A 25,424-nucleotide genomic window follows, 5' to 3' on the forward strand; every position below is an offset into this window, starting at 1 on the left:
ACCGCTGGTTTGTCGCTGCGCTCGGGCACAATTTATATGTGCGGCGCTCGTTCCCGGTTCGCGTGCCTGTCGATACCGAAGGTTAGGTGGCGCCGAGAAAAGCCCCAATCAAGCAACTAAGCCTTGTACCCGACGAAACGCCTCGTCCTGTTCGAGCGCCGCGCTGCGCCGGTCTCCAAGGTCGATCAGGGCGTCGAGGATCCTCAACAATCCCCGCGCGCGAGCTACTTCAAGGGGGTAATTCGCCTCTGCCAGGCACTGGATGATGGCAGCAAGCCGTGCGGGCAAAGACGTCCCAATCCAACTTCCCTTTGCGTATTCGATTGAATCCAACGCCGCCGTGGCTTGTTCGATAAACGCATCAATCGGGTAGGACGCGCCGGTCCGCTCGCACAAGGTCAGGAAGTTTTGCATGACGAAGGTCGACCAGCCGGTTGCTTTCATCAGCTTCGTCACGTGAGGCATGATGATTGCGATGCTGCCCCAATCGCCATTGACGAACCGCGCGGCGCCCGGACATTCAGCTTCGACGTTCACAAACAGAAGTGCCCTGATGATGCTCGGCAGATCGTGGCCGTGCACTTCGCCCGCACGATATCCGTTTGGCGAGAATGTTCTGTCGTCGATCACTCGTTGCACGCAGTCGTCCAGAATCGGCAGCGCATTGGCCGGGATATCTTTTGCATCGAAGATATGACGACTTACGACGCTGTCCGCGAACTCTGCGAGTACGCGCAATGCTCCCTCGTTGTCCGGCGAGAACGGTTTGATCAAGTGTTCTTGAACCCATTGCAGTTCGAAAAACGGTAAGACGCGGGCAAACATGGTGCCCAACGTGTGGTCCCATTGGAAAAGATTCGTTTGTTTGTCCGGGCGTTTCTTATCGTCCCACGAAGGCATCAACCGCTCGGCGGTCCATCGCGAGAGGTCAACAAGGAGTGGTTCAATCTTCGGGCGGTAAACATCTGACCGGCACCACTCCTCAAGCGGAAAGTGGGTGAAGAGCTTGGCGGCATATTGACCGTCAAACGAGCGCTTCGGGTTGGTCCAATATTCCCCCTCCCGTCTGTTCGGCTTCGATGCCTTCACCCAAGCAGGCGGCAAAGGCGTAAACTCCTCCTCGGCTTCGACGCCAAGGGCGTGCAATGCCTTCGCGAGAACTGCCCTGCGTGCCTCACGATCTGCCGTGTCGTCACGCTCGAAGGTCTTTTCATTGCGGATCGGATCAATGTAGTGCGCAAGGTCGAACGCGAAGTGCGCGGCCACCCACTTCACATGCGGGTCTGGGCCAAAATAGAGGGCTTGGAAAGCCATGAGCTGCACATCCTCGTTCGGATGGCTCGCGAGCTGCATCAGGCTGACTGACGATTCTGAACGGGGCGCGCCGCTCTTGCAGTCGTGGAATAGCGCGGAAATAACATGGAAGGCAGGATGCCATGGAATCTTTGACCCATGGAAATCTTTGGGCTCGCGCATTTTCACAACGCGCTCCACCGCGGTCCATGCCCATGGCCGATCCGATGAATCGATGTCAGAAAATCGGATAACGCACGCGGCGATAGCGGAGACGCCGCTTTGGATCGCGTGGGGCCCAACATCGGCGCGCTCATCGAACAGGTCGCTACGGTCGTGCTTCTTAGCGTAGTCGATAGCCTTTTCTAACGTCCATCCCTCGACAGGCTTCCCCTCATTCAAGGATTTGATTGCCCAATTGAGCACACGGTTTTGGCCCAATGATTCAGTGGCCTTGGCGGCTTTCTCTTGTGTGGCTTCGGGCAGCGGTTTCGGCGGCTCATAGCCTATGGCGACTTGATCGCCTTCCATATCGTACCGTCGATAATTTTCGATATTGCCGAGACCAGACCAGAGTTCGGCCTTCTCCTTCAACTCCTGGGTACCCTGGGCGTCTTCGCGTTCTTCTTCGACGATGTAGGGGAGGTTTTCCGGGAAAGCCTCAAGCGCCTTCTTGAAACGATCCCGCAGGCTCATGTCACCGCTGATGGCAAAATGCTTCGCGAGTTCGCGCACATCGTGTTTGCGATATTCACGGCTTTCGAGAAACGCCTTCGCCTTGGCCTTCTCGCCTGTCAATTTCGTGAGGAACCCGAGCCCGAATAGGTCGATGTCCTTCTGCGGCTCTTGGAGAAGGCGCGCCATGTCATGCTCCCAAAGGCGCTGGCACGTGACGATGGGCAGTGTGGTTTCCGAGACCTCGAACGTTTCGATGGCGAGGCGCAAGCAAAGACCCAGCGATGCGTAACACTCACTGCCTTCAAGGATTTGCTTGATTACGTCGCTGGCGGAGCGGCCTTTCTCGATCTCCTTGAACGCCCAATAGGCGAGCGAAAGATAGGCGCACTGGAGAAGCTCCGAGCCAAGCATTCCAAGACCCCAGCCGAAGACGTGCCAATCTCCCCAGAACTCCTGCCGCCCCCACGGGAAATCAAGCACGACAGGGATCGGCGTGCCGCGTTCGCGGCGGTGGAATCTATGGATTTGATGCCAGCCGGTGGTCGCATGGTTCGTAAGCTTCTTGATGAGGCGAAGTCCTACCGCGGAACTCTTCGTTAGCAGACTGGCGAAGGGTTCGTGGAGCGCTGACGAAGGGTAGAAATAATGATTGTGGGCTTCGAGGCCGATATTATCCAAATCGAAATCTGACATGCTTGTCGGGAAGTTGATCGACGACAACGCCATGTTTTGCTGATGCGTGCGTTTCTCTTCGGGAATTGCTCTAAGCTTTTCGCGCCACTTGGCCTGCTCTTCTTCTTCGCGACGTCGGCGGTCATACTCATCTTGCGGCAACTCCTGCAGGAGTTTGGCCGCAGCGACCTTTTCAACCGCCTCCGGTTCGACTTCCGCCATGATCGGCGTAAAGCCCACGAGATCGTCGAATGCGGACCGCAGCATGCGCTCGTCGCCAGCAGCACGCTCGAAAAGAGCGACGGCGAACTCGGGATAGCCACGGGCGGAGCGGAGGATGATGCTACGCAGTCCTATTGCGAGGCTCTTCTGCGCTTCGCTGCCGAGTACGTCCCATTTGCCGCAAGGGCGCGAATAGACCTCGGCATAAATCTCGGCTTCGAGATCGATCAGCCACGCACTGCACGTGGCCAGAATCTCCTTCGAGCGCTTGTTCTTAAAATCAGAGAGAATGTTCTGCCAAACGCCGAAGACTTCGAGCGCCTGCGGAACGAGACGCGCCGGGAGCGTCTGGTGTCGCGCGATGATCCAATCAATGAAGCGTCCCCATGCTTCCCCGTCCGAAGGCCATCCCATGAGATCGGCCATGCTCATAGTGTTCATGCCTTCGATCTTGATGCCCCGTTGCAAAATGATGGGACTTGGCACGGTGTGCTGCGCCTGAAACCACACCAACAGCTTTTCGCACAAGGCAAAGTCGTCGGCCTCCACACGTTGTGTGAACTCCTCGATGGCCTTCTCGAAGGCGTTCGTAAACGGCGGTGCCGTGAGCCATTCGCGCCGCCATTGGGCACGCAACGAAGAGCTATCAAGCTGGGATAAACCGGCGGTCCATCGACCCGTTTCGGTAAGCGCGTCTTGAGCCAGCAAACCCACCACGCGACCAAGCAATGGCGGCTCGCCTGCGGCGGTAAGCGCCGAAGGCCATTTGTCGCCAAGCTCGATGAGCAGGCGGAAGAAAACCCATTCAAAGAATATATCGTGCGTGAATGACACCATCGCGCCTGCGCGCTCAAGACGCACAATGTGATCCGCCTGAAGCGCTGCCAGTTGCGCGACGGTCTCCGGTTCGAGAGCGCGGACTAAGATTTCCTTGCCGAGATTACGCACGCCTTTTTCAGCAAGATCGATAAGCGCGCGCTGACGTTGCGGCACCGTTTCAGCCATCGCGTCGTGTCCGGCACGCAGCCACCACGCGTTGATCAAATCAGCTTCGGTTTTCGGCTCGGCGTCCTGCGGAAGGGCTTTGGCCAGAACCGCTGCAAAAAACGGACGCCGGGCGATCTGCTCCACCGCGCGGCTGGGGCTGAAAAGGAGTCGGCGGAGATGAGGCTTAGATTTGGCAAGGAGTTCGGCCTCCTCCTCGGAAAACCCCTTGACAGAAACGCTGCCCATACCCTTCGCGGAATAAAACGGTCGGGGAAACCAATTCCGGTAGGCTTCGAGACCTTGATCGCGCGAGCTGGCGAGTACCTTCCAGTGCTGGAGACTTGGGTCGGCCTCAATGGCGCGGATGAGATCGGTGATGATGTGTTGTTGGTCTGGCCGGATACGATCGATGCCATCGATGAAGAGGATGGGCGTACCTGAAGCACCGATTTCAGCGAGAAGATCGGGCACGTTGGTGTGGCGCAGACCGAGCGATGTCGCAAACGTCGTCCAGCTCGTTCCTTGCAACCGGTCGTTTTTGAGAAAGAGGATCGGACCCGACTTCGCCGCGTTGGCTGCAAAGTGCTTCAGTACGGCTGACTTGCCGCAACCCGGCAGGCCGCCGATGGAAACAACGCGATGCCTCTCAAGCTGCTGCGCGACTTCCGCCTGCAAACCGTCGCGCGCGACATGAAAATCATCAACAGATTCGGAAACATCGTTGAGGGCATCGAGCGATGCGGTGTTCAGCCGATTGATGTCGTCGCTGAAGTTCGGTGCCACTTTGAGACGCACAGAACCTTTCAGTTGGGCGAGCAAGGAGGATCGCGTCCATTTGGTTGCGTTTGCTGCGCCTTCGCGCGCGATGCGGCAAAGGCGGTCAAAAAGAAGGATGTCTTGACCGTCCACATTATCTGCGATGAGCTCTTGCAGGCGATTGACGATCTCGGCGCGGAGCGCCCCGCCTTCGTCCAAACCTGCCAGGTGGAGCGCTACAAAGTTCCGGTAGAAGCTTACTTCCTCATCCAGATTTGCTGCGTTGATTACAATCCGTAGGGCTTCTCGTAATTTCTTATCGTCGGCTCCTGCCGTGCCTGTCGGCGCGAAGTATTGTTCGAAGTCCTTGGCGTCAGGGCTCGCCTTCGCCTTGCCGATCAGCCGCGAAAGGCTTCGGAAGGTCGCATCCGTGACATGCTCAACGACAATCCCGCTCGCGTCCGTTCCCTTGCCAAAGGTCTCGCATCCTTGCGTCTTCACAGCCGCCGCGATGATCTCTTTGAATTTCTCGTCAGCGCCGCTGATCGTGACGGAGCGTTTGACCTGAAGATCGATCGCTTTTTTTGTCCCGGCATCGTCCAGCCCGACGATGACGTCATCCATCGGATGGCCGTGACCTTGCCGTTGAACTGCGACGCTAGCGACAATGCCGGGCTGGCCAGCCGCGCGCTCATGCCGGAGCAAATGCGCGAGATAATAGGCGACAACCGTGTCTTCATATGTGAACCCCGCACCGCCGGTCAGTTCGGTGGAGGCTGGTTTCTGATTAAGTGTGTCGTTCAAGGCGTCCTGCCGGGAATGTCTTTTTGAAAAGGTTTTTTATGCGCGCGAGCAGTATACAGGGCGCAGGCCCTTTATTTAGGTGGCATTTGGAATCGGGCAAAGGCTTCACAAGCCTCATTCCCCAACGATAAGCCGATCACGCAGCCGGATGACGTAAGAGGGTTCGAACCACGAAATGGCGGATGTCCGCTTCGGGGTCATTTTCGACCAAGTCCGAGGGCGCTGCCTACCATTTGATGTCTGCTTTGCCTCAAAAGCGGCTGGGTCGATAAGAGCGGCGACGAGGCGACCGCTCCATCACTGGATCGAGGTTGATCGCATAAGGTTGCAGAGCTACCGCGCAAGCGTCCATATGATGCCACTCATCTCAGACAATGCTCGGATTACAAAGAAGGCTGTTGGATCGCAGCGAGTGCACGGAATCTGAGTTGCATCCACTCTTGGGTTATGGACTGCTGTAGCAAGTCTCGTAACAGCCCCTGCTCGACTAGAATGTCCTTTGCTGTACCCGGTTTCGACCTAGGACGGGCATTTGAATGCCGGCTGGTAGGCTGGTGGCCACCGGACTAAAAAGCCGCCTACGGCTCAATACGGGCTATTCCTCCTCCGAGGCAGTCCAAAACTGGATGCGCAATCCCGAACGCTGGCGGTCATAGGCCACAAGCTTCGAGGCCGCATGGATACTTTTCACCTCGGCGTCGATTGCGTGAGGAGACTGGGCATGACGGAAGCGCGCTGGTCCATCGGGAACGCCGGCGGCTACCAAAGCGCGGCAGGCCGCAAAGATCACACTCGACGACGCTCGCTCGACCAACCGATGAGCATCGAGCATCGCTGTGAATTTCCCCCGCCCCGCCGAATGAAGGGTGACCACAATCGGAACAACAGAATTTGTTCGCGACTCGTCGCTGCTCGTCAGATCTTGCGCCATCAAATCGGCGATTGGATAGTATTCCATGTTCGTGCCTCCCTCGATCAATCTGCGCGCTGTTCCCGTGAAAACGACCAGCTCCGTCACCGACATGAACGCAAACGCCGCTCCTGAGCGATCCTCGTGAGCCTCAGATGCCTTTGAAGTTTCTCGCACCCCATCCGCCGCGACCGATGCTGAAGCGCTTCGGGCCGCCAGCAGCAGGCGAGCGCTTGTCCTGCTCCTGGTAGGCAAGCGCTTGGTTGATCTCGGCGAGGACCATCGTCGGCGTCGCATTGCGCGGATCTTTGGCGATGCGGGTCGCGGCCTTCACGAGCGCCGCGGAGAGATCGAGGCCGCGCTCTGCGCAGTGCGTCTCGAACGACACAAGTGTTCCATTGACCAGCGTGAGCTTCCCGAGCTGGATGTCGTAGTGGACCCCCTCCGAGCCATCGAGCGTCGTCAGTGCGCCATAGCGGCGATTGTTCCGGACGCTGTAGGCGTGAGGGTTCAGGTTGTTGAGGTCGGAGCCGAACCCAGACCCCAATGTTGCACCAACAACGTGCTGACCCCTATTTGTTGTATCTGCAATCTTCGAGCGGGGGGACATAGGGGGGTCTTCACTTGGTCCCGTTCCAGCGTGACGATTACCGCTACTCTTCTCGGAAGAGCTTGCGCCAGCAAGAAGCGGGGTTTGGGCGCTCGTCGCCCTTTGGCCCTTCACTTGGTCTTTCGATTGGCCGTTATTAATCCTTTTGGTCGCCTGAAATGGCGGGGGTGTATCGTCTGAATTGGCAGGGGCAATATCGTGTGAAATGGCGGGGGTACAATCGTGTGAAATGGTACTGGTGTTGCTCGCCGCACCATCGTTTGAAGTGGTGGGGCTGCTATCGCCCGAATTGGCGGGGGTATTGGGCACAGAGCCGTAGATGGAATAGACTTTCCTTTTGGCGCGTTCGGCGATCAGACTGTCGTGGATAGAATAGATGCGCTGGGCATTCACTTGCACGATTGGCGCTCGGCCAGGGCGCTCGGTTACGAAAATCAAACCTTCTTTGATCGCGGCTTGGCGCGCTCGACTTCCTGCGCGCGGATCAGTCGAGCCAACGGCTGCTGCATATGTGAAGTTGGACGCCCACGAGGTTCCACTTTCACTATTTTCGCGACGAAGCGCAACGAGCGCAGCCAGCTTCGGACGCATATTGATTTCTGGATCAAACAAGATGGCGTCGATGCGTTGAAAATCGCTCAACTCATTCGTTTCATTCTTTTTGGACAATGCACAAATCTCCCCCCGTTCGTCGTCAAGACAATCTTGACGGCGCTTTCGACTGCTCGTAAGTGGGAGATCAGATCTGCTGTCTTGATCTTCCCGATCTTCGACAAAAATCCGCGAGGTTCTGGCGAGCCTCGCTCCACAATCTGAGCCGGTGGTCTTGCAGGACTGCCGGTTCTTTCGTTTCTGAAAACTCGTTACGCTGACTTCTGCATGACGCGTGCGTCGCGCTCTGCAATGCGCTCGCGTTGCCAGCGAATGATGTCGGACTCCAAAAAACCGATCCTTGAATTTGATGTTCGAATTGGCGCGGGATAGGCACCCTTGGGCCAACCGCGCTTCAACGTGCTGACAGAAATACCGAGGCGCTCTGCAGCGCCGGAAATACCAAAAATGCGCCCCGCGACGATTCCAGCGACAATCGCGTCTTCGTTTGGCGATGCCATCGTATTAGACCCCGTATGATCAGTCTTGCGATATGTCGTTTATATGCCTTTCTCTTCTAAACTTCCATCGTAACCCATTGAACTGCCTGTCAAATTTTTCTGGACAGGCAGCACACTCAAGTCATTGGATGGATTCAGCTTTTTTGTTGCCCGCTATCGCCAATTCCAATTTGCTTTCGCGGAATCGGATACTTGTTGTTGATAAACATGCAATTTGTAGCGGCCATCCCCAAAATGGATCACTCTCTGATCAAGACCGAATGCGCCAGACTCGCAAGAAGTGCCGAGTTTTGGGGCGCGGAGCCACAGGGCGGGGCACTCGCGGAGCTTGCCCAGTATCTAGCTGCCAATGACATCGTGGGCGCGATGTGGGTCAGGGATGACCTTCTGGACGCGCGCAACCAGGCAAGACAGAGAAGGCTAGCCCTGGCGGGAGAGGTTTTAGAAGGGATCATATTGGCGCCTGTGGCGCTGCTGGCGAGGATCGGAAAATCAATTCAGAAGGCATTTCCGTCGATACTCGAAATTGCCATCTGGTTATCTCTCATCTTGATACCTGTCTGCGCCCCCTGGCTCGCGCACTTGCTCGGACACTAAAGTCGACCACTTTAGCCAAAGCCGCAATCGAGTCTGTATGCGAAAGGGGGCTGACACCTCGGCAAAGCGATGGTGCTCAACTGGTGCGTTCGGCGCCGTCGTCATGAACGAGTAGACGTCCAGCTCGACGTTCGGGCCGTCCTTCTTCACCGGTCCCTTCCAGCGCTGCCAGATGCCGGGAAATGCAAACAGGCGCCGCTCTTCGTCGCCATTGACGGCGAACCAATGGCGCCTTGCCGGCTTACCGGTATCGGGTTCGCAGTAGCTGGACGCGGGCACGAGGCAGCGGCACTGCTCAAATGACGGCTTCCAGAAACGGCTCGATAGGATTTTGTCGTCGCGCACATTGGTGACATGGCACGATGCTTTGCCCGGCTGGAGGAGCACGAAGCTCCAGCTCATAGTAACTAGTTCGCGCTCACCGTCTCCGACCTAGCGGATCACGCTGCCGTTCCAGCCCGCGAAGATCGCGGGCTGCGGATCAATTCGGGTTGCTCGATTATCGGAGCCACAACAGCCGAGGATGATTCTAATGCCGCACTCCTCGATGTGCGCGAGCGTCACGGCCATCCAGTCATTGCCACGCGGCAACGGGTGAGCGCGATCAATATCATTCTGTAGGATAGAGTTTTGGGTCGTACGGCGACATCGAGCAGGCCTCCAGATGGCTTGCCGATCCCCCCCTACCTGCCGGATACTCGATTGTGCGTCAGCCGTTCAACTCACGAATGGTTTCTGCTCCGCCGAGCCCAACGCGTTCAAGGAACGGGTCAGTTGCCGACGCCCGCGACCCGAGATAGTCTCATTTGGGGGATATCTCGATGTTCAAGCGTTTCCTTGTAGTCGCTGCATCCGGCCTGACAATTCACGCGACGCTGTTGCGCGCTGACGCCTTGCCGTTGCCCGACCCAAGAGCCGAATCTGCATCGACGGAGACGACGACAAAAGAAGTGCTAACCGATGCTGCGATTGCTGCGCTGATCATCGCGGGCTCGATCGCACTTTACAAAGCGCGGGGTCGTCCATGCGCCTGCCCAAGCGACAGGATGCGAAATGGCCGGGCGTGCGGGGGGCGAAGCGCGTGGAGCAAAGCCGGCGGTGCAAAGCCACTGTGCTTTCCGACAGACATAACCTCGGAAATGATTTCCGCTTATAGAGCCACCCAAGCCATACCGCCTGTGTGGTAACGTTCAGTCATGGACCTGTGATGCCCATCGATCCAACGCGAATACTTTCGATCCTCAGTGAACTCGAACAAACGTCGCCAGACGCTTTGAAAGAAATGGATCGCGAGTTGCTGATATCGATCAAGAGCACGATTCAAGAACACAAGCGCAAAGTCGATAAGGTGCTTTTGCGGTTGTCGTTCGTCGATGGGCAGCAGTTGAACTAGCCGAATTTTATCCAACAAGCGATCATCGCCACTGCGAGGACCCAAGCTACCAGCCAAGCCGACCGACGCGGATCTACAGGTGGCCGACCACCATAATCTGGAGACTGCTCGTAACCGGACGGCATTTACGTCTTCCTAGATTGGCTGCTTCGAAGGCAGAGTTCGTTCGCCTACCACGGCGAGTTGCTTCGGTCAGCAGCTAATCACTGATGGCGCCCCGTCGCGGGATAGTCGAGAGACATAAGCGCGCGACCTTCGACAACCAGAAATCGCAGCAAACGTCCGACAGCGACGCAGTTGTATTAACACTGTCATCTCGAAGGCATAATGTCAGCGACGTCCGAAAAGCGTTCATCGATTAAACGGGTGTGGACCCGTGGGGATTCGTGCTGCTGAATATGTTCGGATGTCGACCGAACATCAAAAATACTCAACCGAAAATCAATCCGATGCCATTCGGCAGTATGCAGCTCGGCGTGGGTACGACGTCGTCCGCACTTATGCTGATAAGGGCAAGAGCGGTCTACGTCTCGATGGCCGGGAGGGTCTCAAAAATCTAATCGACGACGTACAGAACAAAGACGCCGACTTCGAAGCTGTGCTTGTTTACGACGTGAGCCGCTGGGGTCGATTTCAAGACGCCGACGAGAGCGCCTATTACGAATACATCTGCAAACGCGCGGGCATCCGTGTCGAATACTGTGCCGAACAATTCGAAAATGATGGGAGCCCCGTCTCGACCATCGTCAAAGGCGTCAAGCGCGCGATGGCGGGCGAGTACAGTCGCGAACTATCCGCCAAGGTGTTCGCTGGCCAGTGTCGACTAATCGAGCTGGGATTCAGGCAGGGTGGCCCGCCCGGCTATGGCTTGCGCCGCAAGCTTATTGATCAATCCGGCAATGCCAAAGGTGAATTGGCTCCAGGCGAACACAAAAGCATTCAGACAGACCGGGTCGTCTTGATTCCCGGGCCTGCAAACGAAGTTGGGACGGTACGTTGGGTCTATAGAAGCTTCATTCGCGATGGAAAATCTGAGGCTGAAATTGCAGCACTTCTCAACGTGCGCGGGATTGTAACAGACTATGGGAGATCGTGGACGCGTGGGACAGTGCATCAGCTGCTCACGAACGAGAAATATGTCGGAAACAACGTTTGGAATCGGCGTTCGTTCAAGCTCAAAAAGAAGTACGTGACAAACTCTCCTGACATGTGGATCCGTGCCACGGGCGCCTTCGACCCAATCGTCACGTCGGAAGAGTTTCTCGCGGTTCGTGAAATTATCGAAAGGCGAACTGCTCGCCTTTCCGATGGCCAGATGCTTGAAGTTCTGCAGCAGGTCCTCGACGCAAACGGACGCTTATCAGGTCTGATTATTGATGAGTGGGAATCCGCCCCCTCTAGCAGCAGCTACGTACGACGTTTCGGAAGTCTGAGGCGCGCCTATAAGTTAATTGGTTATTCAGCAGAGCGCGACGAGAGACACTACGAAATTAATCGGACGCTGCGTGCGCTTCATCCCGAAATTGTTTCAAACATCTTGGAGGGCATTCATGCGCACGGCGGTAGCGCTCGGTTGCTTCCCGATTCTGGCGCGATCCTCATCAACGGTGAAGTTTTAGCGACGGTTACCATCGCTAGATGCCGCACAACATTGTCCGGCGCATCGAGATGGATAGTCCACTTTGATCGCCGAACATGCTTCGATTTGATTATCGCCGTACGCATGGACGGGGCCAACGAGCGTCCGCGCGACTATTACCTTCTGCCTCGTCTTGACTTCGTCGAGAAAAAAATTCGGCTTGGAGAAAGTAACGGCATTTGGTTTGAGGCCTACCGCGTCGACAGTCTACAGCCTCTATTCGAACTCACCGCGAGAAACAGCGTAGCGGGGTTGGCAGCATGACCGAAGAAGAGGTCCAAGAAATCGAACTGATTTCTGTCGATCTGATCGACGTGCTCAATCCTCGCGTACGGCCAGATCGGTCTTTTGAGCAGATAAAAGCCAATATCTCGACTGTCGGACTGAAACGCCCCATCACTGTCGCCCGCCGACAGCATCTGGACAGGAATCGGTACGACCTAGTATGCGGCCAGGGCCGATACGAAGCCTACCTCGCCCTCGGCGAAAAGCAGATACCAGCAGTGGTTATCGAGGCAAGCGAGCACGACTGCTTGGTAAGGAGTCTAGTCGAGAACTGCGCTCGCCGACGTAGGGGCGCTCTAGACCTCTTCAAAGACATTCAGCGCATGAAAATACGCGGCTACTCTGTAAATGAGATAGCCACCAAAACGGGCCTACACAACAACTATGTCAGCGACATCAGCAGACTCTTTGATCGGGGCGAGGAACGCCTTCTGCAAGCGGTAGAAGCTGGCCAAATTCCAATCAGCGTGGCAATTGAAATAGCTGAATCGGACGATGCCGGTGTTCAGAAAGCTCTTACTCAAGCGTACGAAAAGAAAATCCTGCGCGGACGAAAGCTTATGGCGGTTAAGCGCCTAATCGATCGACGTCGCCAATACGGCAAGGGCTTTCCTTCCAAGCATCAGAAACGACAAACTTCTTTGACATCCCACGCGCTCGTCAAAACGTTCCAACAAGATGTCGATAGAAAGCGCGTTCTTATCAGGAAAGCTTCAGCCACCCGGGACAAATTGATATTCGCGGCTCACGCGCTCCGAACACTTTTTCATGATGAGAATTTCCGATCGTTGCTGCAGTCTGAGGGCTTGGACACTCTTCCCAAAAGCCTGGCCTCGCGGATTGAAACGGGAGCTGTGTCGGCCCAATGAGCGCGAAATCTCGTGGTCCAGTAAAGCTGAGCTTCGAACGTAAGACCGTGCGCATAGCGATCAACGACATTGCGCCGCTCCATCAAGTCGCACCTGCAGTAAAGAAAGGCGTCAAGTATCGGCAGATCTGCTCATCCATTAGAGAAGTCGGCACCATCGAACCGCCCGTTGTTTTACGTTCGGGCGAAGCCGGTAAGTACATCATGCTCGACGGCCACCTTCGGTTGGAGGCGTGCAAAGATTTAGCGCATACGCATTTGGTGTGTTTGATCGCGATCGACGATGAAGCGTTCACGTACAACAGACACATCAGCCGGCTCGCTGCCGTTCAAGAACACAAGATGATTGTTCGGGCCATAGAGCGAGGAGTTCCGGAGAAAACGATCGCAAAAGCGCTCGACGTCAGAATTCCAACACTGCGAGCGAAGACGCAGATGCTTCACGGAATATGCTCAGAGGCAGTCGATCTTCTCAAAGATAAGCATGTGCCGGTACACACTTTTGGGGCGCTCAAAAAAATGACCCCCCTCAGACAAATCGAGGCTGCCGAGCTGATGATCTCAATGAACATCTTTTCTCAAGGGTACGCAGCATCCCTCCTTGCGAGTACGCCAAAGGAGCAACTTGTCGAGCCCGACAAGCCCAAAAAGGTGAAGGGGCTCACCGAGCGGCAAATGGATATGATGGCTCGCGAATCTACGAGCCTAGATCGAGAGTTTAAAATGGTCGAGCAATCCTATGGTGGCGATCATTTGGAGCTCGTTCTCACGATCGGTTATCTGCGTAAGCTGATCGATAACACCCGTGTTACGCGCTACCTTGAGCGCAATTACCAAGAGATATATGCGGAGTTTCGTAGGCTGGTCGATTCAGGACAAGGCGCGACGTGAGGGAGTTATCTCTCACTCCTTCGTGGTGCGGTCTATTTGGTTCACGAGCATGGCCGCCCGTGTACGATTTGGCAGCTTAAGCTTCTGCAGAACGGCGGTCACATGCCGCTTAACGGTGTTAATCGAGCAAGATAGGTCGCCCGCAATCTCCACATTGCTCTTTCCCATACCGATGAGCTTGAGTACTTCGCGTTGACGGTCCGTGAGACTTTCAATGCCGTCGTAATAACCTTTCGGCTTTCGCCCATCCTGATGAGCCAATTGCTCGCCGCCCATGAGCGTCATGGCCATAGCCCTCTGAAGCAGCCCTTGGCTAAGTTCAGAAGGCATCTCTGCTTGGTGCTTGTCGCTGCCGACCCACGGTGAAATGTCCATATGCACGAATAGCGCCCCGCCCTCCTTCGAAACGCCGAGCGGAACTCCGACGACCGCGAACCACGCATGGGTTCCGAGTGTCGGCGGAGGCATTACGAGCGACAGGAGTTGCCGACGGCGGTTCAACAAGCCGGTGATCGCATCCCGAAAACTTGAAGCGCACTGATCCGCGTAATTGCGACCCTTGAGATTTACTGGAGCTGTGTCGTCGAGCATGTGGTGGGCCCGGACGTCTATGATTTCGCCAGATGGCCCAACCAGCACAGCGTAGGTGGGCAGTTCGACTGGCTTAGATTTGTTGCTGCTCATGACACGCCAAACAGAAGAGAATCGTCAGATACTAATTGACTAGTACCATGAAACAGGCAACAAACCATTTCCTTCCTGTTGGATAGGGGTCGTGCGGCTGGGTGTTCGCTGTTCAATGGCGTGAAAGCTGGAATGGTCGTGAAGCGTGACGTCCGATCGACTCGGCCACCGCACGAAAGCGAGAAATGCCGTGAAATGCCTCACCATCGGCGTCGCGGCGTGCTTCGGAAAACTCGTGGCGCAGATTGACGAGGCGATGGCCTTAGAGAGGAAGACGCTGGTTGTGTAGCGCATCACGCGCAGCCGCGATGACAGCCTATGCTTCTTTGCAGCCACGGGCGCGCGACCAGACGTGCAGCTGATGACGTGCTCGTAATCTTCATCCGTTCCGGTCGACCAATCGTGTTCCGCGGACTGGCCGAGCGTCATGAAAGGAAATTCTGCGCGCGCCGGAACGTCATCATAAATACGTGGCCCGCCAAGCGCTGTCGTTGCGGCGGCATCGCTCACCAACTTCGAGAAGATCGCCTGCTGAAGAGCGAAATCGTGGTCGAAATCAAACCACCCGAAGCCTACTTACTTCACTAGGCGAGACAGGTGCCGCGCCCACCGGTCCAGCGCTTCCCACTTTTCTCTGGCGCCGTCGTGCCAATCATAGTGCTCCGCGGTGACGCCCTTGGCCGTGTGATTTAGCACCATCCCAACGGTGTCACGATTGATCCCCAGGCGTCGCATGCCCGTGGCCGCCGAGCGACGGAGATCGTGAACGGTGGCAGGCGTCATCGATTTAAGAGTTTTGACGAAGAAATCGCGCTGGGCTGATGGCAGCACGACATCCGCGATCGGATTCTCTGCATCATCAGGACTCGGAAAAACAAGCAGCGAACCGCTGTCCGAACTGGCGGCTGCTGCTTCGGTGAAGAGCTGCGCGGCCAGGTGCGACAGGGGCACATAATGCTGGCGCCCGTTTTTAGAGTGCTCGACAGGAATCATCCAATAGGGCTCGGCGGCGGTTAGGTGCAGGTCCTGCTTGCGTGCTCGCCTCACCTCTCCTGGCCGCTGTGCGGTAACCAATACTAGCTTGAGCGCCAACTTCGTCCCGAGACGCTTCTCGCTATCGTCTAGCGCCCGCCACCATTTCGCGATCTCCGGATCGTCTAGAACACGCTCTCGCGCCTTCGGTTTCGTATAACTGCCGCCTGCCCCTCTCCTGCGTCGACCGAGCATCACCGCGGGATTCGAGGTGATCCCATAACGCTGTGCTAGACTAGGTTGATCGAGGATCACGTAGTTGTATAGCGCCTTCATGTGCATCACGAAACGCGAGGCCATCGCCTCTGAGCCACGGCGCAGAATGGCGCGGCCCACTTCGTCGATATCTCCGGCAGTGATCAGTGCCGGGTGTTTTGCGCCCAGCGCGGGAATTGCATCCTTCCGCAGCTCGCGCTCGGCCTCTCCAATGCGTGCAAGGCCTCTTCGTTCGGCCAGGTAGTCATCGAGCAACTCTGCAAAGGTGAGCTTCCCCTTAGCCTGGGCAGCCAGCAGGAGCCCGTCATTCGCGACGACGTCTCCCTCATTGGCCACCCGCTCCAGTAGCTCAGCCGATTTTTTCCGCGCCTGAACGAGGGTAGTCGCGGGGTACTGGCCCAACCTGACCTTTCGCTTTTTGCGGACGCCGTCCTTCTGAATCGAATAGTGCGCCTTCCAGGTCTTGCGCCCCCTCTTGCTGATGTGAAGGACGAGGCCGGCAAGGTTTCTAAAGCGATACTCGACGTCAGGTTGACATCCTACATACCGCGCTGCGCGAACCGAACGATCAGTGAATTGCAATTCGCGCAATGACATTCTGGGTCCATTTGTGGGGGCACTTTTGTGAACCTAGGTGACCCGCATTGGCCCCGCAAGATCGACATCAGACTGTCAACAAGTCCTTTGTTTTTCGGATTTACTGCACATTCAAGAGGATCATATTGGATCAAGCGAGTTCATGCGATATCATACCAGAAACCGTCTGGTTCCAGGTTCGAGTCCTGGCGGGCCCACCAACGCGATTTTGGCACCCAGCGGACTGCTTTTAGGTCCATCCTAGGGTCGGCGCAGATAAAAAAGCGCTGATCGAAATCAGCGCCCTAAGTTTTGCCCGAACCACAGAAACAGAGCCCTCCGCTGAGGTGATCGCGTTAGCTGAGTAACACCGACTACGTCATAGAGCTTGTCCTTCCGCCCAGTTACTGTTCACTATTGTTACAGGCCGTCGAGGAGAGAGCATGACAGCGATTGCCATCATTCATCATTTGTCCAGCAGTGGCGGTACTGTCTTTTCAAAATGCATTGCAGCCCAGCCGAACGTTGTACTTCTGAGCGAGGTCCACCCGCTGATCGGAAGGCACGAGCCGATATTCATGCCTTTCGACCCGTTGGTCCACTTACTTGTAAATTATCCGGAAATCGGCCCCTCCGAGAGCGAGATGAACTCTCTATTCTTGACACGGCTGGAGCCAGTTGTGCGCGCATGCGAACGAAACGGAAGAAAACTGGTCCTGCGAGACCATTCCCACTCCGACTATTTAACTGACCGCAGCCCGCGACCTCGACTAGCTGAATTACTCGCCGAGCACTACGAACTGCAACGCATCGTAACTTTTCGCAATCCCATCGACGCATATTTAAGCATGCAGTCTAGTGGCTTCGATACCTATCTGACCGGATTTGATGACTATTGCCAGCGCGCTTTAAAGTTTCTTGATGACCACAAAGGACTGCCGCTGTGGACGTACGAAAAATTCGTTTCCTCACCTCAAAAAGTGATCGAAGATATGTGCGCGCGGATCGGAATCACGTTTGATGCCGCCTTCCAAGAGCGCTTTTGTTCAGTACGTCTCACGGGAGATAGCGGACGACGTCCTGACAAGATTCAGCCATTGGAACGTAGATCCTACTCGGCGGACTTTATGCGTAGCGTTGAAAGCTCCAAGGCCGCCGGCGCGATTGCCTCACGTTTGGGTCACGATTCTCAGCAGTTTTTTTTTTGCTGAATGATTGCAAACCGGCTTCCTTTCAGAGAGGATCTGTCGCGTAGCCTGAAAGCTAATTTATCAACTGACTGCCACATAAAAACTTCTGGGATGCTTCCATATGCCCGAGCATTTCCCTCTCAGCTTCGCCAAGATGTGGTCGAGTTGCGGAGTGTGATCGTCGACCCCGCGCTGCGAGACGCCGCTGGACATCATTTGAATACTGCTCGCAGACTGTCATTCGCCGCTCGCTGTTTCGGACATAAGCCCACATGGCTTGGCCACAAACATCTCAATGCTGCGCTGGTGCCCGACTATGTCACCTTTGTTCCGGCCTTCTCTTCCACAATTTATCAAAATCAAATCGGAATTGTGGGGAGAGCCTTGCGACCGATTATTGGAGATAGGAGAATTTTGCGGAGCACCCTTCGCGAACGCGCGTGGGAGATCAATTTTCGCCAACGGTTTTCGACTAAGTTGCTTTGGGGCGATCGGCGCAGAGAGCTTGTGCAGGCTCTTCGGGACCTGTGCTTGACGGAGGACGACAATATAATTTTGCCTACCGCTGATGCGCAAACGATCGACATGTTGGTAGGTTGGTGCAGCTCAAATCTGCTACATGCTCAGCCTCATATTCATATTAGAACGTGCTGGTCGGATACAAACATGCCTTACGCCGAATACGCAGGCGGTTTTGCGACTGCTGTCAAGCGCATCGCGACTGTTGCACGCAAACTTTCTCTCTCGGCGGAAACGACTGACGCCGCAATTTTGTGGAGCGAGAGAACCGGCTTAAGATTTGACATCTGCCGCTGCATAGTTGACGCAACGGAATTGCCAGTGGCGCAGGAATTCCCAGTCAAGAAACCACTTGTTGTCGCTTGGCTTGGGGAAGTGCGAGCGGAAAAAGGATCGGCAATTCTACCCGCAATTATCGAGCGTGTTCTGGCGAAAGCGAAATCCGCTGAGGTTAAGTTTTTGTTGCAGGGCTCGGGGAGGACATCGCGAAAAGCGCGGACGTTCGATGCCCAGATCGAAAAGTTCGGCGACTTGATAGAACGCCTCCCTCACGGACTTGATCCGAATAATTATACGGCAACGCTAGAACGGTCGAACATTATTTTGCTACCCTACGATCCCACTTGTTATCCGCCGACTCGGGGTTCGGGAATCGCTGTCGAAGCTCTTCTGACAGCCAAGCCGATGGTGGCGACACGTGGCACCTTCGCTGGGTCGCTGATCACTTGCGGGAATGGCGTAATCGGATCGGACGTTGAGGAACTATCAGCGGGCATCCTACAGATCCTATTGAATTACCAAGAATTCCACGCTGCATCATTGCGCGCCCGAGAAAAGGCATTGGTAGATTACGATCTTTTGTCGACTTATCGGCGGATGTCTGGCCTGCGCGAACAGCATCAATAGGTTTAGGCTGCTCATGTTGTTAATCACTTCCGTGCCGCCCGTTTTTTCGCGGAAAGACCGTAAGACCGGCGAAGAAATCGGCACTCGCTATCTCAAATCGTGCATCGATTCGTGGCGTAATAACGGTTTTCGACCGTTGTCTATCAATCGCCTGGATGAAGTGGATGCGATCAATCGATTGGGATTGATCGACTGCTGTGGCGTGTCGAATGACGCGGCCCATTTTCCGAACCGTTTTGGTCCCAGCCTTGGCGCGCTTTTAGATGTTGTGCCGCCGACCGAGCCGGTGGCAATCGTCAATTCTGACATTTACATGCTCTCGGTTGAAGGCTGCGCGGATTTTCTGGCACAACATTCGCAAGATTCTATCGTTGCTGCTCGGCGTATCGATGTGGCGGATCACGGTGCATCGCGCGGCACAATTTTCGAATTGGGCTATGATCTTGTGGCGTTCACTCCAGCGAAGATCCCAAAGACTATATCAAGCGATCGCATACGCCGCTTTCAGCTGGGAGCCCCGTGGTGGGATTACGTATTTCCGTATTCCTGTTCTGAAGAGATGCCAGCGTTTAGAATAAGAGAACCCTTTCTGACGCACTTGTTGCATCCGGATCGATGGGATAGCGACGTGTGGGAGAAATCCGCAGTAAGGGCGCGTGACGCCTGTCCTTCTGTCCAAAACGATGCGATGAGAGCGGCTGTTGGCTCTGCTCAGCTTGGGCCAGCAATAGCTCTGGGCTTCAATGAGGCGCTTTTTGGCGCTCGTTTCTGTGAAATTGAAGCGCCGCCGTTTAGAAGCGATTCCGTCTATCGAAGCCGCCCTCTCGCAATCAATCCCGTCTCGCAACTTCGCTTGGCGCAATCAGGTTCTCGAGATTGGGATTTTCAATCCCTCATTGAAAGCGCTTTTGGCAACACCAAAGTGCCTGCTTCTGGAAAACGCGACCCTATCGGACGGAAAATACGGCGAGCAATTAAGAGCACAATTCTTCTGCGGTCGCAGTCCCGCTAGGACGATGTCGCCAAGTGCAAAGTGCCGTTAGGACGCTCTTCGCCTTCGTTGAACGTGTGCACCACAAGGATACCGCGTCGGTGCAGGAAGGCATCTGCGAACGTCGGCAACCCGTCGATTGTCTCGACCGCGCGTGCATGTGCTCCGGGCGGAATGGGTTCTTGTCTTTCCTCCAGCGAAGCCCCACCGCATCGGAACGATTTCACGTCGAACCGAGCGATCAGTTACTTTCTAATTCGCGCAGTGGCATTCTCCGCAGCAACGCTCGCCGCCTTTAACCATAGAAATCTTGAAACCGTTTCTGCCGCGCGTGGTTACACGCCAGGACATCGGCAATCCTGGCAGGTCAATATGCGCGCAATCATTGTTATGGCGGCCTTTGCGATCCTAATTCCGGAGGGCGTCGCTGCCGGTCAGATTGGGATCGCCTCTCGGTATTGTCACCACAATAGTGCCAGCGGGCGAAAGGTGACGTGCCGGAGCAAAGTCGCGGCCCATCGCACCCTTCCCCTCGGAACGCACATCAAGGTGAGAAACTTGGCCAACGGCCGATCAGTGATCGTCACGATCGTCGATCGCGGTCCTTTTGTGAAAGGACGCATCATCGATTTATCAGAAGGAGCTGCGAATGCCATCGGCTCCTCCGACTTGATGCGCGTTGAACTTAGCCGTTACTAGTCGGTGCGATTAGCGGGCATCGATGAGGCCCGAATCCATAAGCCGCCGGTGAAACGCAAGGATCTCCTGCGATTTCTTGCACGTGAAGTAGCGTCCGTCGCAGAGGCCCAGAAGGCGCAGCCGTTCTTTATAGGAGTCAGGCAACGGCAAACGTGCGGCCTGCAGCATGATCGTGCCTAGATAAGGCACATCGACAACGTCGACCTCCGGCAAAGACGGGGGGCTATAGTTCACGCCATCAACGGAATAGTAGGTCAGCAGACCCCGACTTTCGGGTGTCAGCTTGATGTCTTCGGCGAACGAACTTGCGTCGAAGCCAAGCAGCGTGCGCGTTGCGATCGGCTGGTGATCGCCGTATTGCACGATGAGAAAGCGCTCGTTTGGAAAGCGCTTCGAGAGCGACGTCCGAAATTCATCGTAGTCCATGTGCGCCAACGCGAGACGGCGCAGATATTCATTCATTTCCGGATCTGTTCCAGGGCCGCCGCCCGAAACGTGCACGTTTGGTTCGTACGTCTTGTCATACGGAAGGTGCGTTGCCGACGTGATGACGAATGTGAAGAGCGGGCTGGTCGACACCGCGATATGGCGCTCAATATCGTTCAACGCGTTCGCATAGTAGAAGCGATCACGCTCATCGAAGCGTTTGGCGCCCTGCGCCCTATAATCGAAGATCTCCGGCATTCCGACGGTCGCGTAGAAGCGATCGTTAGAAACGAATGCCTTCGGAACCGGGTAGAAGACACTGTTGTGATATCCGCAGCGGGCCAGAACCTGTGGCACGGCGTCGTGGATCTTTCCCTGCATGAGTGATTGAACGAACGTGCGCATACCGCCGAACGAATAGGACGATACGCCGGCGAGAACTGAGAACTCAGTGAGCCAGGATGCTCCGCCGTACGTTTCTACGCGTAGTTTGTGCAGTCGTCCGTCAAACGACTTGAAGAATGGGTCGAGCCCGTGATCGTAGTCGATTTCGGAGAAGTATGAGGGAGGAAAAACGCTTTCCTGGTGGATCAGGATAATGTGCGGCGGCTTCTGCTGCAGGGCGCATGTTGGAATTTTGAAGGGCGGCATCGGCTGCGATTTCAGCGCATCAAACAATTGACCTTTCCAAAGCGTCTGCAAAGTCTCCGACCACGAGGAATAGAACGATGAAACGTAGAGATGGTCCCAGTAAAACTGCGTATTCCGCCGTTCGCCTTTCGCGTAGCTCGCGCCCACACTGAGCACAACGAAAAGAACGAATAGCCCACCACTGGAGCGACGCGGAACACGCGAGCTATCCAGGCGCCAAAGCACCAGACCCGAGACAAGCGCGAACGTGATCATCGCCAGAAGCACGAGCAGCATCGACCTATGGTCGGTCCATAGGTAGACGACGGTCGACCACGACATCAGGTAGAATACGACGTCGTAGGCATGCAGCACCATCTCGATGTAGTGCTGCTTGATATCGGACGCGATTACGATCGACGCGACTAAGATTGCGATGAGCGTGATTGAAAAAAGAACACGCCTGGAAAGAAACGTCAGCGCACATATCAGAGCCGACGTGATCGCCGCTGAGAAGATGATGGTTTGGAGCCAGCCTTCGTAACACCAATGGTAATAAGCAAGGCCAACCGCAATTGCAGCCGTTGCGTACCAGACGGTTGCGGCCGAAAACTGACGCTGAAGCGGTTGGTCACCGATGCGCGTCAGCGACCCGGTCCGATCAATCAGTTCGACACTCATCGGAATGCAATCGCCTAAGGACCCGCCGGTCGGCGGGAGAAGCACCGTAGCTCTCATCTAGTTTAGTTCAATACGTTTCTTCTTATTTCACGGCGGATTTGAGGGTGATCATGAATTAGCTCTCATGCTGCGATGCAACCGACCGAATCCACATCAGGGTTGCGGAGGCGCACCTAACGACGGCGGACGGACGCTCTCTCGCCGCTGGACTAGGCTCGGAGAATTATCCACTTGCCGTCGAGGATTTCTTCCCGTGGACGATATCGCCGAACAGTATGGGCCGTCGCAGAATTTGGATAGCGACGGGGCGCGCTGGACCGCTCCCCGCGATCGAGCGCGACCAGCGCGAGCCTATGCCCGGCAGCTACTGCATGCCCCGCTGTTGAAGCTGCTCGTCGATCATCCTGTTCAAGCCGCCGCGAATGCGGTCGAGGTCCAAGTTCTTCTTGAACGCCTCCTGCCGTTTAATCTGGTCCATTTCCTCGTCCAGGATATTGGCCGGATTAAAGCTCGGCGGGAACGAGCGTGGCGGGAAGTCTTTAAACGATGAAGCGAATTGGAAGACGTCGTCCATCGTCCCATATACGCCCCCGACGTGATTGAGCTGCCAATCCCAGAACGTGTTGGACGTGATGTCAGCCCGTTCGAATGGGTCTTGAAAGAGGTTGAATATTTTCTGCAGGCGAAGCGTTGTGAAAGGCTCGGCCCACAGGCCCATCGTGCCTTCCATGCGCTGCTCGGAATAAACGTACTTGAGGTCCTCCTTGCGATAGGCGACCAGCAGGCCGTCGTCGTTGGAATAGAAGAAATTGTTGCGCGCGCTTTTCTTCCCGTTGTTGTTCGTCGCGCTTCCGCTTACGGCCTTCAGGAACGCCGACTGGTCATAGCCATCAAGGTGAACTTTGTAGTTGATGCCGTTTGCCGTGTAGCCTGCTTTGAGTTTGTTGACGATGTCCGGCTCACCCGCGATGGAGCAGAGCGTCGGGATCCAATCGTTGTGGCTCATCAGTTCGTTCGTGACGGTTCCGGGCTTAATTTTTCCCGGCCAGCGAACCAGGCAGGGCACGCGGAAGGCGCCTTCCCAGTTTGTGTTCTTCTCCGAGCGGAACCAAGTCATGGCCCCGTCTGGCCACGTGTTCATGTGGGGGCCGTTGTCGCTCGAATAAACAACAATCGTGTTGTCGGCGATCCCCATGTCGTCCAGCGCTTTGAGCAGCGTGCCTATGGTGTCATCGTGCTCCATCATGCCGTCGATGTACTCGCTGTCTCCATGCGTATACCGGCCGCGGTGACTGGGACGGACGTGCGTCCGCAAGTGCATGCGCGTGGAATTGAACCAGACGAAAAATGGCTTGCCCGCAGCGTGCTGTCGCTTCATGTAGTCGATAGCCGCCGATGACGTTTCGTCGTCAATCGTTTCCATGCGCTTCTTGGTGAGCGCGCCCGTGTCTTCGATCGTCTGCTTACCTATTTTGCCGAAGCGCGGATCGACAGTCGGGTCGTCGACGTCCGTCGCTTTGCACTTCAGAACGCCGCGGGGGCCGAACTTGGCGCGATAGGCCGGGTCCTTGGGATAATCGGGCAGTTCTGGCTCTTCCTCGGCGTTGAGATGGTAGAGGTTGCCGAAGAACTCATCGAACCCATTGACGGTGGGCAATGACTCATTGCGGTCACCGACGTGGTTCTTGCCGAACTGTCCGGTTGCGTAGCCAAGATTTTTCAGCAGGCCGCCAATCGATGGGTCAAGCTGGCTCATGCCCATCGGTGCGCCGGGAAATCCGACCTTGCTCAATCCGCTGCGCATGATGTGCTGGCCGGTCAGGAATGCCGAGCGGCCAGCTGTGCAGGATTGCTCGCCGTAGTAGTGCTGGAACTTCAACCCTTCCTTGGCGATCCGATCGATGTTCGGGGTCTCGTATCCCATCAGCCCATTTGAGTACGTGCTGAGATTCGCGATGCCGATATCATCGCCCCAAAGGACAAGAATATTGGGCTTTCCGGCGGACGAAGGCGCCGCGGTTGGTCCCGCTGGCTGGGTTTCCTGCGCCGCCGCGCCGGCGGTCAGTGCCGTCGATAGAGCGAGCAAAGATGCCCCGCTCCTCAGAACATGTCGGCGATCCAGGGCGCACTGAAGTTCGGTCTGTGCGTCGTCTTTTCTGTCCTTCGCGTCAACACTCATCGGAGGGCTCCACTGCTGATTTTCGCTTTTTTTATTTTCGGATGACGCACCGGAATCCAACATGGCTTGTCGATGTATCGACTGGCTCCGGATGGCGCGCTGCGGGACGGTAGCGACGGCAATAGTTGGGCGCGCAAAGATGCGAGCCCCCTTTCAAAACTTTCCGCGGAATGCGGATATTCGGCTGCTGCGGATCGAAACTTCGCTCCTTGCTCGGGCCTCGCGGATTTTCGGGAATGCAGCAGGCTTTCGCAGCATCCGCTGGATGCTTTGGCGCATACCAATCGGTCGTCCACTCCCAGACGTTTCCGATCATATCGAAGAGTCCATAGCCGTTCGGCGGAAACGTCTTGACCGGCGATGTTCGCGCGAAGCCATCGAGTTCGAGATTTTCGTGAGGAAAGTTGCCTTGCCACGTGTTGGCCATGTGCTGGCCGTTGGGCGTCAACTCACCGCCCCAGGCAAATTCGGCGCCCTCCAAGCCTCCGCGCGCGGCGTATTCCCATTCGCCTTCCGTCGGCAACTCCTTTCCCGCCCACTTGGCGTATGCCTCTGCGTCTTTGTAGGCGACGTGGACGACGGGGTGATCGTCTTGCCCCTTGATCCACGAGCCCTTGCCGTAAGGGTGACGCCAATTCGCGCCGAAACGAAACTCCCACCATTGGCTCCAGTCGTTTAGACCGACGGGCCCCGCAGGAGGACGGAAGACAAGCGATCCGGCCTTCAGCATGTGCGGCAGGGCACCGGGGTAGTCTTTGGCCGTGGGCGCGATTTCTGCGAATGTGATGTAGCCCGTTTCTTCAACGAACTTTCGGAATTCGGCGTTCGTGACAGGCGTCTCATCGATCCAGAAGCCATCGATAGCAACGCGATGGGAGGGTGCTTCTTCCGGGTAATGCCGGTTCGACCCCATGGCAAAGATGCCGCCGGGTATAAAAACCATGCCCTTGCGATGCGCGTTCGTCATCGTCTCGTGGG

18 protein-coding genes and 1 pseudogene are annotated in these 25,424 nt (G+C 56.0%); 8 read left to right on the forward strand and 11 right to left on the reverse strand.

What is annotated here, in order from left to right; genetic code table 11:
- Positions 1 to 108: 108 nt before the first annotated feature.
- The 5 genes and pseudogenes from K2Q04_RS05685 to K2Q04_RS05705 all read right to left on the reverse strand — a co-directional run.
- Entirely contained in the window at positions 109 to 5,412 is a 5,304-nt protein-coding gene (locus K2Q04_RS05685; RefSeq protein ID WP_291160475.1) for a hypothetical protein, read from the reverse strand.
- Positions 5,413 to 6,007: 595 nt separating this feature from the next.
- Positions 6,008 to 6,370 carry a hypothetical protein gene (locus K2Q04_RS05690; RefSeq protein ID WP_291160477.1) on the reverse strand — a complete coding sequence of 121 codons (363 nt, stop codon included), beginning with the start codon at positions 6,368 to 6,370 and terminating at the stop codon, positions 6,008 to 6,010.
- Between the two features lie 103 nt (positions 6,371 to 6,473).
- Positions 6,474 to 6,932 (reverse strand): hypothetical protein, encoded by a 459-nt coding sequence (locus K2Q04_RS05695; RefSeq protein WP_291160480.1) that lies wholly within the window; start codon positions 6,930 to 6,932, stop codon positions 6,474 to 6,476.
- Between the two features lie 863 nt (positions 6,933 to 7,795).
- Complete coding sequence (locus K2Q04_RS05700; RefSeq protein WP_291160483.1) at positions 7,796 to 8,044, reverse strand: hypothetical protein; 249 nt, start codon at positions 8,042 to 8,044, stop codon at positions 7,796 to 7,798.
- A 537-nt stretch (positions 8,045 to 8,581) separates the two neighbouring features.
- Positions 8,582 to 9,049: pseudogene (locus tag K2Q04_RS05705) on the reverse strand (SOS response-associated peptidase family protein); the annotation flags it as partial.
- A gap of 799 nt (positions 9,050 to 9,848) precedes the next feature.
- Between K2Q04_RS05705 and K2Q04_RS05710 the strand changes: the two are divergent.
- The 4 genes from K2Q04_RS05710 to K2Q04_RS05725 all read left to right on the forward strand — a co-directional run bounded on the left by K2Q04_RS05710 (position 9,849) and on the right by K2Q04_RS05725 (position 13,717).
- Positions 9,849 to 10,034 carry a hypothetical protein gene (locus K2Q04_RS05710; RefSeq protein ID WP_291160484.1) on the forward strand — a complete coding sequence of 62 codons (186 nt, stop codon included), beginning with the start codon at positions 9,849 to 9,851 and terminating at the stop codon, positions 10,032 to 10,034.
- A gap of 376 nt (positions 10,035 to 10,410) precedes the next feature.
- Positions 10,411 to 11,937 carry a recombinase family protein gene (locus K2Q04_RS05715; RefSeq protein WP_291160487.1) on the forward strand — a complete coding sequence of 509 codons (1,527 nt, stop codon included), beginning with the start codon at positions 10,411 to 10,413 and terminating at the stop codon, positions 11,935 to 11,937.
- A complete protein-coding gene (locus K2Q04_RS05720) occupies positions 11,934 to 12,827 on the forward strand; it encodes a ParB/RepB/Spo0J family partition protein (RefSeq protein WP_291160489.1) in 894 nt (297 codons plus the stop codon). The genes K2Q04_RS05715 and K2Q04_RS05720 overlap by 4 nt, the downstream gene beginning before the upstream one ends.
- Positions 12,824 to 13,717 (forward strand): plasmid partitioning protein RepB C-terminal domain-containing protein, encoded by an 894-nt coding sequence (locus K2Q04_RS05725; RefSeq protein WP_291160492.1) that lies wholly within the window; start codon positions 12,824 to 12,826, stop codon positions 13,715 to 13,717. The genes K2Q04_RS05720 and K2Q04_RS05725 overlap by 4 nt, the downstream gene beginning before the upstream one ends.
- 12 nt (positions 13,718 to 13,729) lie before the next feature.
- Here the strand turns inward: K2Q04_RS05725 and K2Q04_RS05730 are convergent, their stop codons facing one another.
- The 3 genes from K2Q04_RS05730 to K2Q04_RS05740 form a co-directional block, all read right to left on the reverse strand.
- On the reverse strand, positions 13,730 to 14,401 hold the full coding sequence (locus K2Q04_RS05730; RefSeq protein WP_291160493.1) for a helix-turn-helix transcriptional regulator: 672 nt from the start codon (positions 14,399 to 14,401) through the stop codon (positions 13,730 to 13,732).
- Positions 14,402 to 14,440: 39 nt separating this feature from the next.
- Complete coding sequence (locus K2Q04_RS05735) at positions 14,441 to 14,911, reverse strand: DUF3168 domain-containing protein (RefSeq protein WP_291160495.1); 471 nt, start codon at positions 14,909 to 14,911, stop codon at positions 14,441 to 14,443.
- Positions 14,912 to 14,977: 66 nt separating this feature from the next.
- Entirely contained in the window at positions 14,978 to 16,246 is a 1,269-nt protein-coding gene (locus tag K2Q04_RS05740) for a site-specific integrase (protein WP_291160498.1), read from the reverse strand.
- 422 nt (positions 16,247 to 16,668) lie between these two features.
- Between K2Q04_RS05740 and K2Q04_RS05745 the strand changes: the two genes are divergently transcribed.
- The 4 genes from K2Q04_RS05745 to K2Q04_RS05760 all read left to right on the forward strand — a co-directional run bounded on the left by K2Q04_RS05745 (position 16,669) and on the right by K2Q04_RS05760 (position 20,530).
- Positions 16,669 to 17,436, forward strand: coding sequence for a hypothetical protein (locus K2Q04_RS05745; RefSeq protein WP_291160501.1), 768 nt, complete (start codon positions 16,669 to 16,671; stop codon positions 17,434 to 17,436).
- Between the two features lie 645 nt (positions 17,437 to 18,081).
- Positions 18,082 to 18,840, forward strand: coding sequence for a glycosyltransferase (locus K2Q04_RS05750; protein WP_291160503.1), 759 nt, complete (start codon positions 18,082 to 18,084; stop codon positions 18,838 to 18,840).
- 13 nt (positions 18,841 to 18,853) lie between these two features.
- Entirely contained in the window at positions 18,854 to 19,852 is a 999-nt protein-coding gene (locus K2Q04_RS05755; RefSeq protein WP_291160506.1) for a hypothetical protein, read from the forward strand.
- Between the two features lie 351 nt (positions 19,853 to 20,203).
- Positions 20,204 to 20,530: a septal ring lytic transglycosylase RlpA family protein gene (locus K2Q04_RS05760; protein WP_291160509.1), complete on the forward strand. Its 327-nt coding sequence runs from the start codon at positions 20,204 to 20,206 to the stop codon at positions 20,528 to 20,530.
- A gap of 9 nt (positions 20,531 to 20,539) precedes the next feature.
- Here K2Q04_RS05760 and K2Q04_RS05765 read toward each other — a convergent pair whose 3' ends face one another.
- From K2Q04_RS05765 to K2Q04_RS05775, 3 genes are all read right to left on the reverse strand, one after another.
- Positions 20,540 to 22,267, reverse strand: coding sequence for a sulfatase-like hydrolase/transferase (locus K2Q04_RS05765; protein ID WP_291160512.1), 1,728 nt, complete (start codon positions 22,265 to 22,267; stop codon positions 20,540 to 20,542).
- A gap of 364 nt (positions 22,268 to 22,631) precedes the next feature.
- A complete protein-coding gene (locus K2Q04_RS05770; RefSeq protein ID WP_291160515.1) occupies positions 22,632 to 24,446 on the reverse strand; it encodes an arylsulfatase in 1,815 nt (604 codons plus the stop codon).
- A gap of 31 nt (positions 24,447 to 24,477) precedes the next feature.
- Entirely contained in the window at positions 24,478 to 25,413 is a 936-nt protein-coding gene (locus K2Q04_RS05775) for a formylglycine-generating enzyme family protein (protein ID WP_291160989.1), read from the reverse strand.
- Positions 25,414 to 25,424: the final 11 nt, after the last annotated feature.

This window comes from Hyphomicrobium sp. (genome assembly GCF_019753045.1).
Classification (GTDB): domain Bacteria; phylum Pseudomonadota; class Alphaproteobacteria; order Rhizobiales; family Hyphomicrobiaceae; genus Hyphomicrobium_B.

What these genes read in the sequence shown, in the direction of transcription:
- K2Q04_RS05765 (WP_291160512.1), bottom strand. Translation starts at nt 22,267, where the DNA reads ATGAGTGTCGAACTGATTGATCGGACCGGGTCGCTGACGCGCATCGGT.
- K2Q04_RS05720 (WP_291160489.1), top strand. Translation starts at nt 11,934, where the DNA reads ATGACCGAAGAAGAGGTCCAAGAAATCGAACTGATTTCTGTCGATCTG.
- K2Q04_RS05770 (WP_291160515.1), bottom strand. Translation starts at nt 24,446, where the DNA reads ATGAGTGTTGACGCGAAGGACAGAAAAGACGACGCACAGACCGAACTT.
- K2Q04_RS05700 (WP_291160483.1), bottom strand. Translation starts at nt 8,044, where the DNA reads ATGGCATCGCCAAACGAAGACGCGATTGTCGCTGGAATCGTCGCGGGG.
- K2Q04_RS05745 (WP_291160501.1), top strand. Translation starts at nt 16,669, where the DNA reads ATGACAGCGATTGCCATCATTCATCATTTGTCCAGCAGTGGCGGTACT.
- K2Q04_RS05755 (WP_291160506.1), top strand. Translation starts at nt 18,854, where the DNA reads ATGTTGTTAATCACTTCCGTGCCGCCCGTTTTTTCGCGGAAAGACCGT.
- K2Q04_RS05710 (WP_291160484.1), top strand. Translation starts at nt 9,849, where the DNA reads ATGCCCATCGATCCAACGCGAATACTTTCGATCCTCAGTGAACTCGAA.
- K2Q04_RS05775 (WP_291160989.1), bottom strand. Translation starts at nt 25,413, where the DNA reads ATGACGAACGCGCATCGCAAGGGCATGGTTTTTATACCCGGCGGCATC.
- K2Q04_RS05695 (WP_291160480.1), bottom strand. Translation starts at nt 6,932, where the DNA reads ATGTCCCCCCGCTCGAAGATTGCAGATACAACAAATAGGGGTCAGCAC.
- K2Q04_RS05760 (WP_291160509.1), top strand. Translation starts at nt 20,204, where the DNA reads ATGCGCGCAATCATTGTTATGGCGGCCTTTGCGATCCTAATTCCGGAG.
- K2Q04_RS05740 (WP_291160498.1), bottom strand. Translation starts at nt 16,246, where the DNA reads ATGTCATTGCGCGAATTGCAATTCACTGATCGTTCGGTTCGCGCAGCG.
- K2Q04_RS05730 (WP_291160493.1), bottom strand. Translation starts at nt 14,401, where the DNA reads ATGAGCAGCAACAAATCTAAGCCAGTCGAACTGCCCACCTACGCTGTG.
- K2Q04_RS05690 (WP_291160477.1), bottom strand. Translation starts at nt 6,370, where the DNA reads ATGGAATACTATCCAATCGCCGATTTGATGGCGCAAGATCTGACGAGC.
- K2Q04_RS05725 (WP_291160492.1), top strand. Translation starts at nt 12,824, where the DNA reads ATGAGCGCGAAATCTCGTGGTCCAGTAAAGCTGAGCTTCGAACGTAAG.
- K2Q04_RS05750 (WP_291160503.1), top strand. Translation starts at nt 18,082, where the DNA reads ATGCCTTACGCCGAATACGCAGGCGGTTTTGCGACTGCTGTCAAGCGC.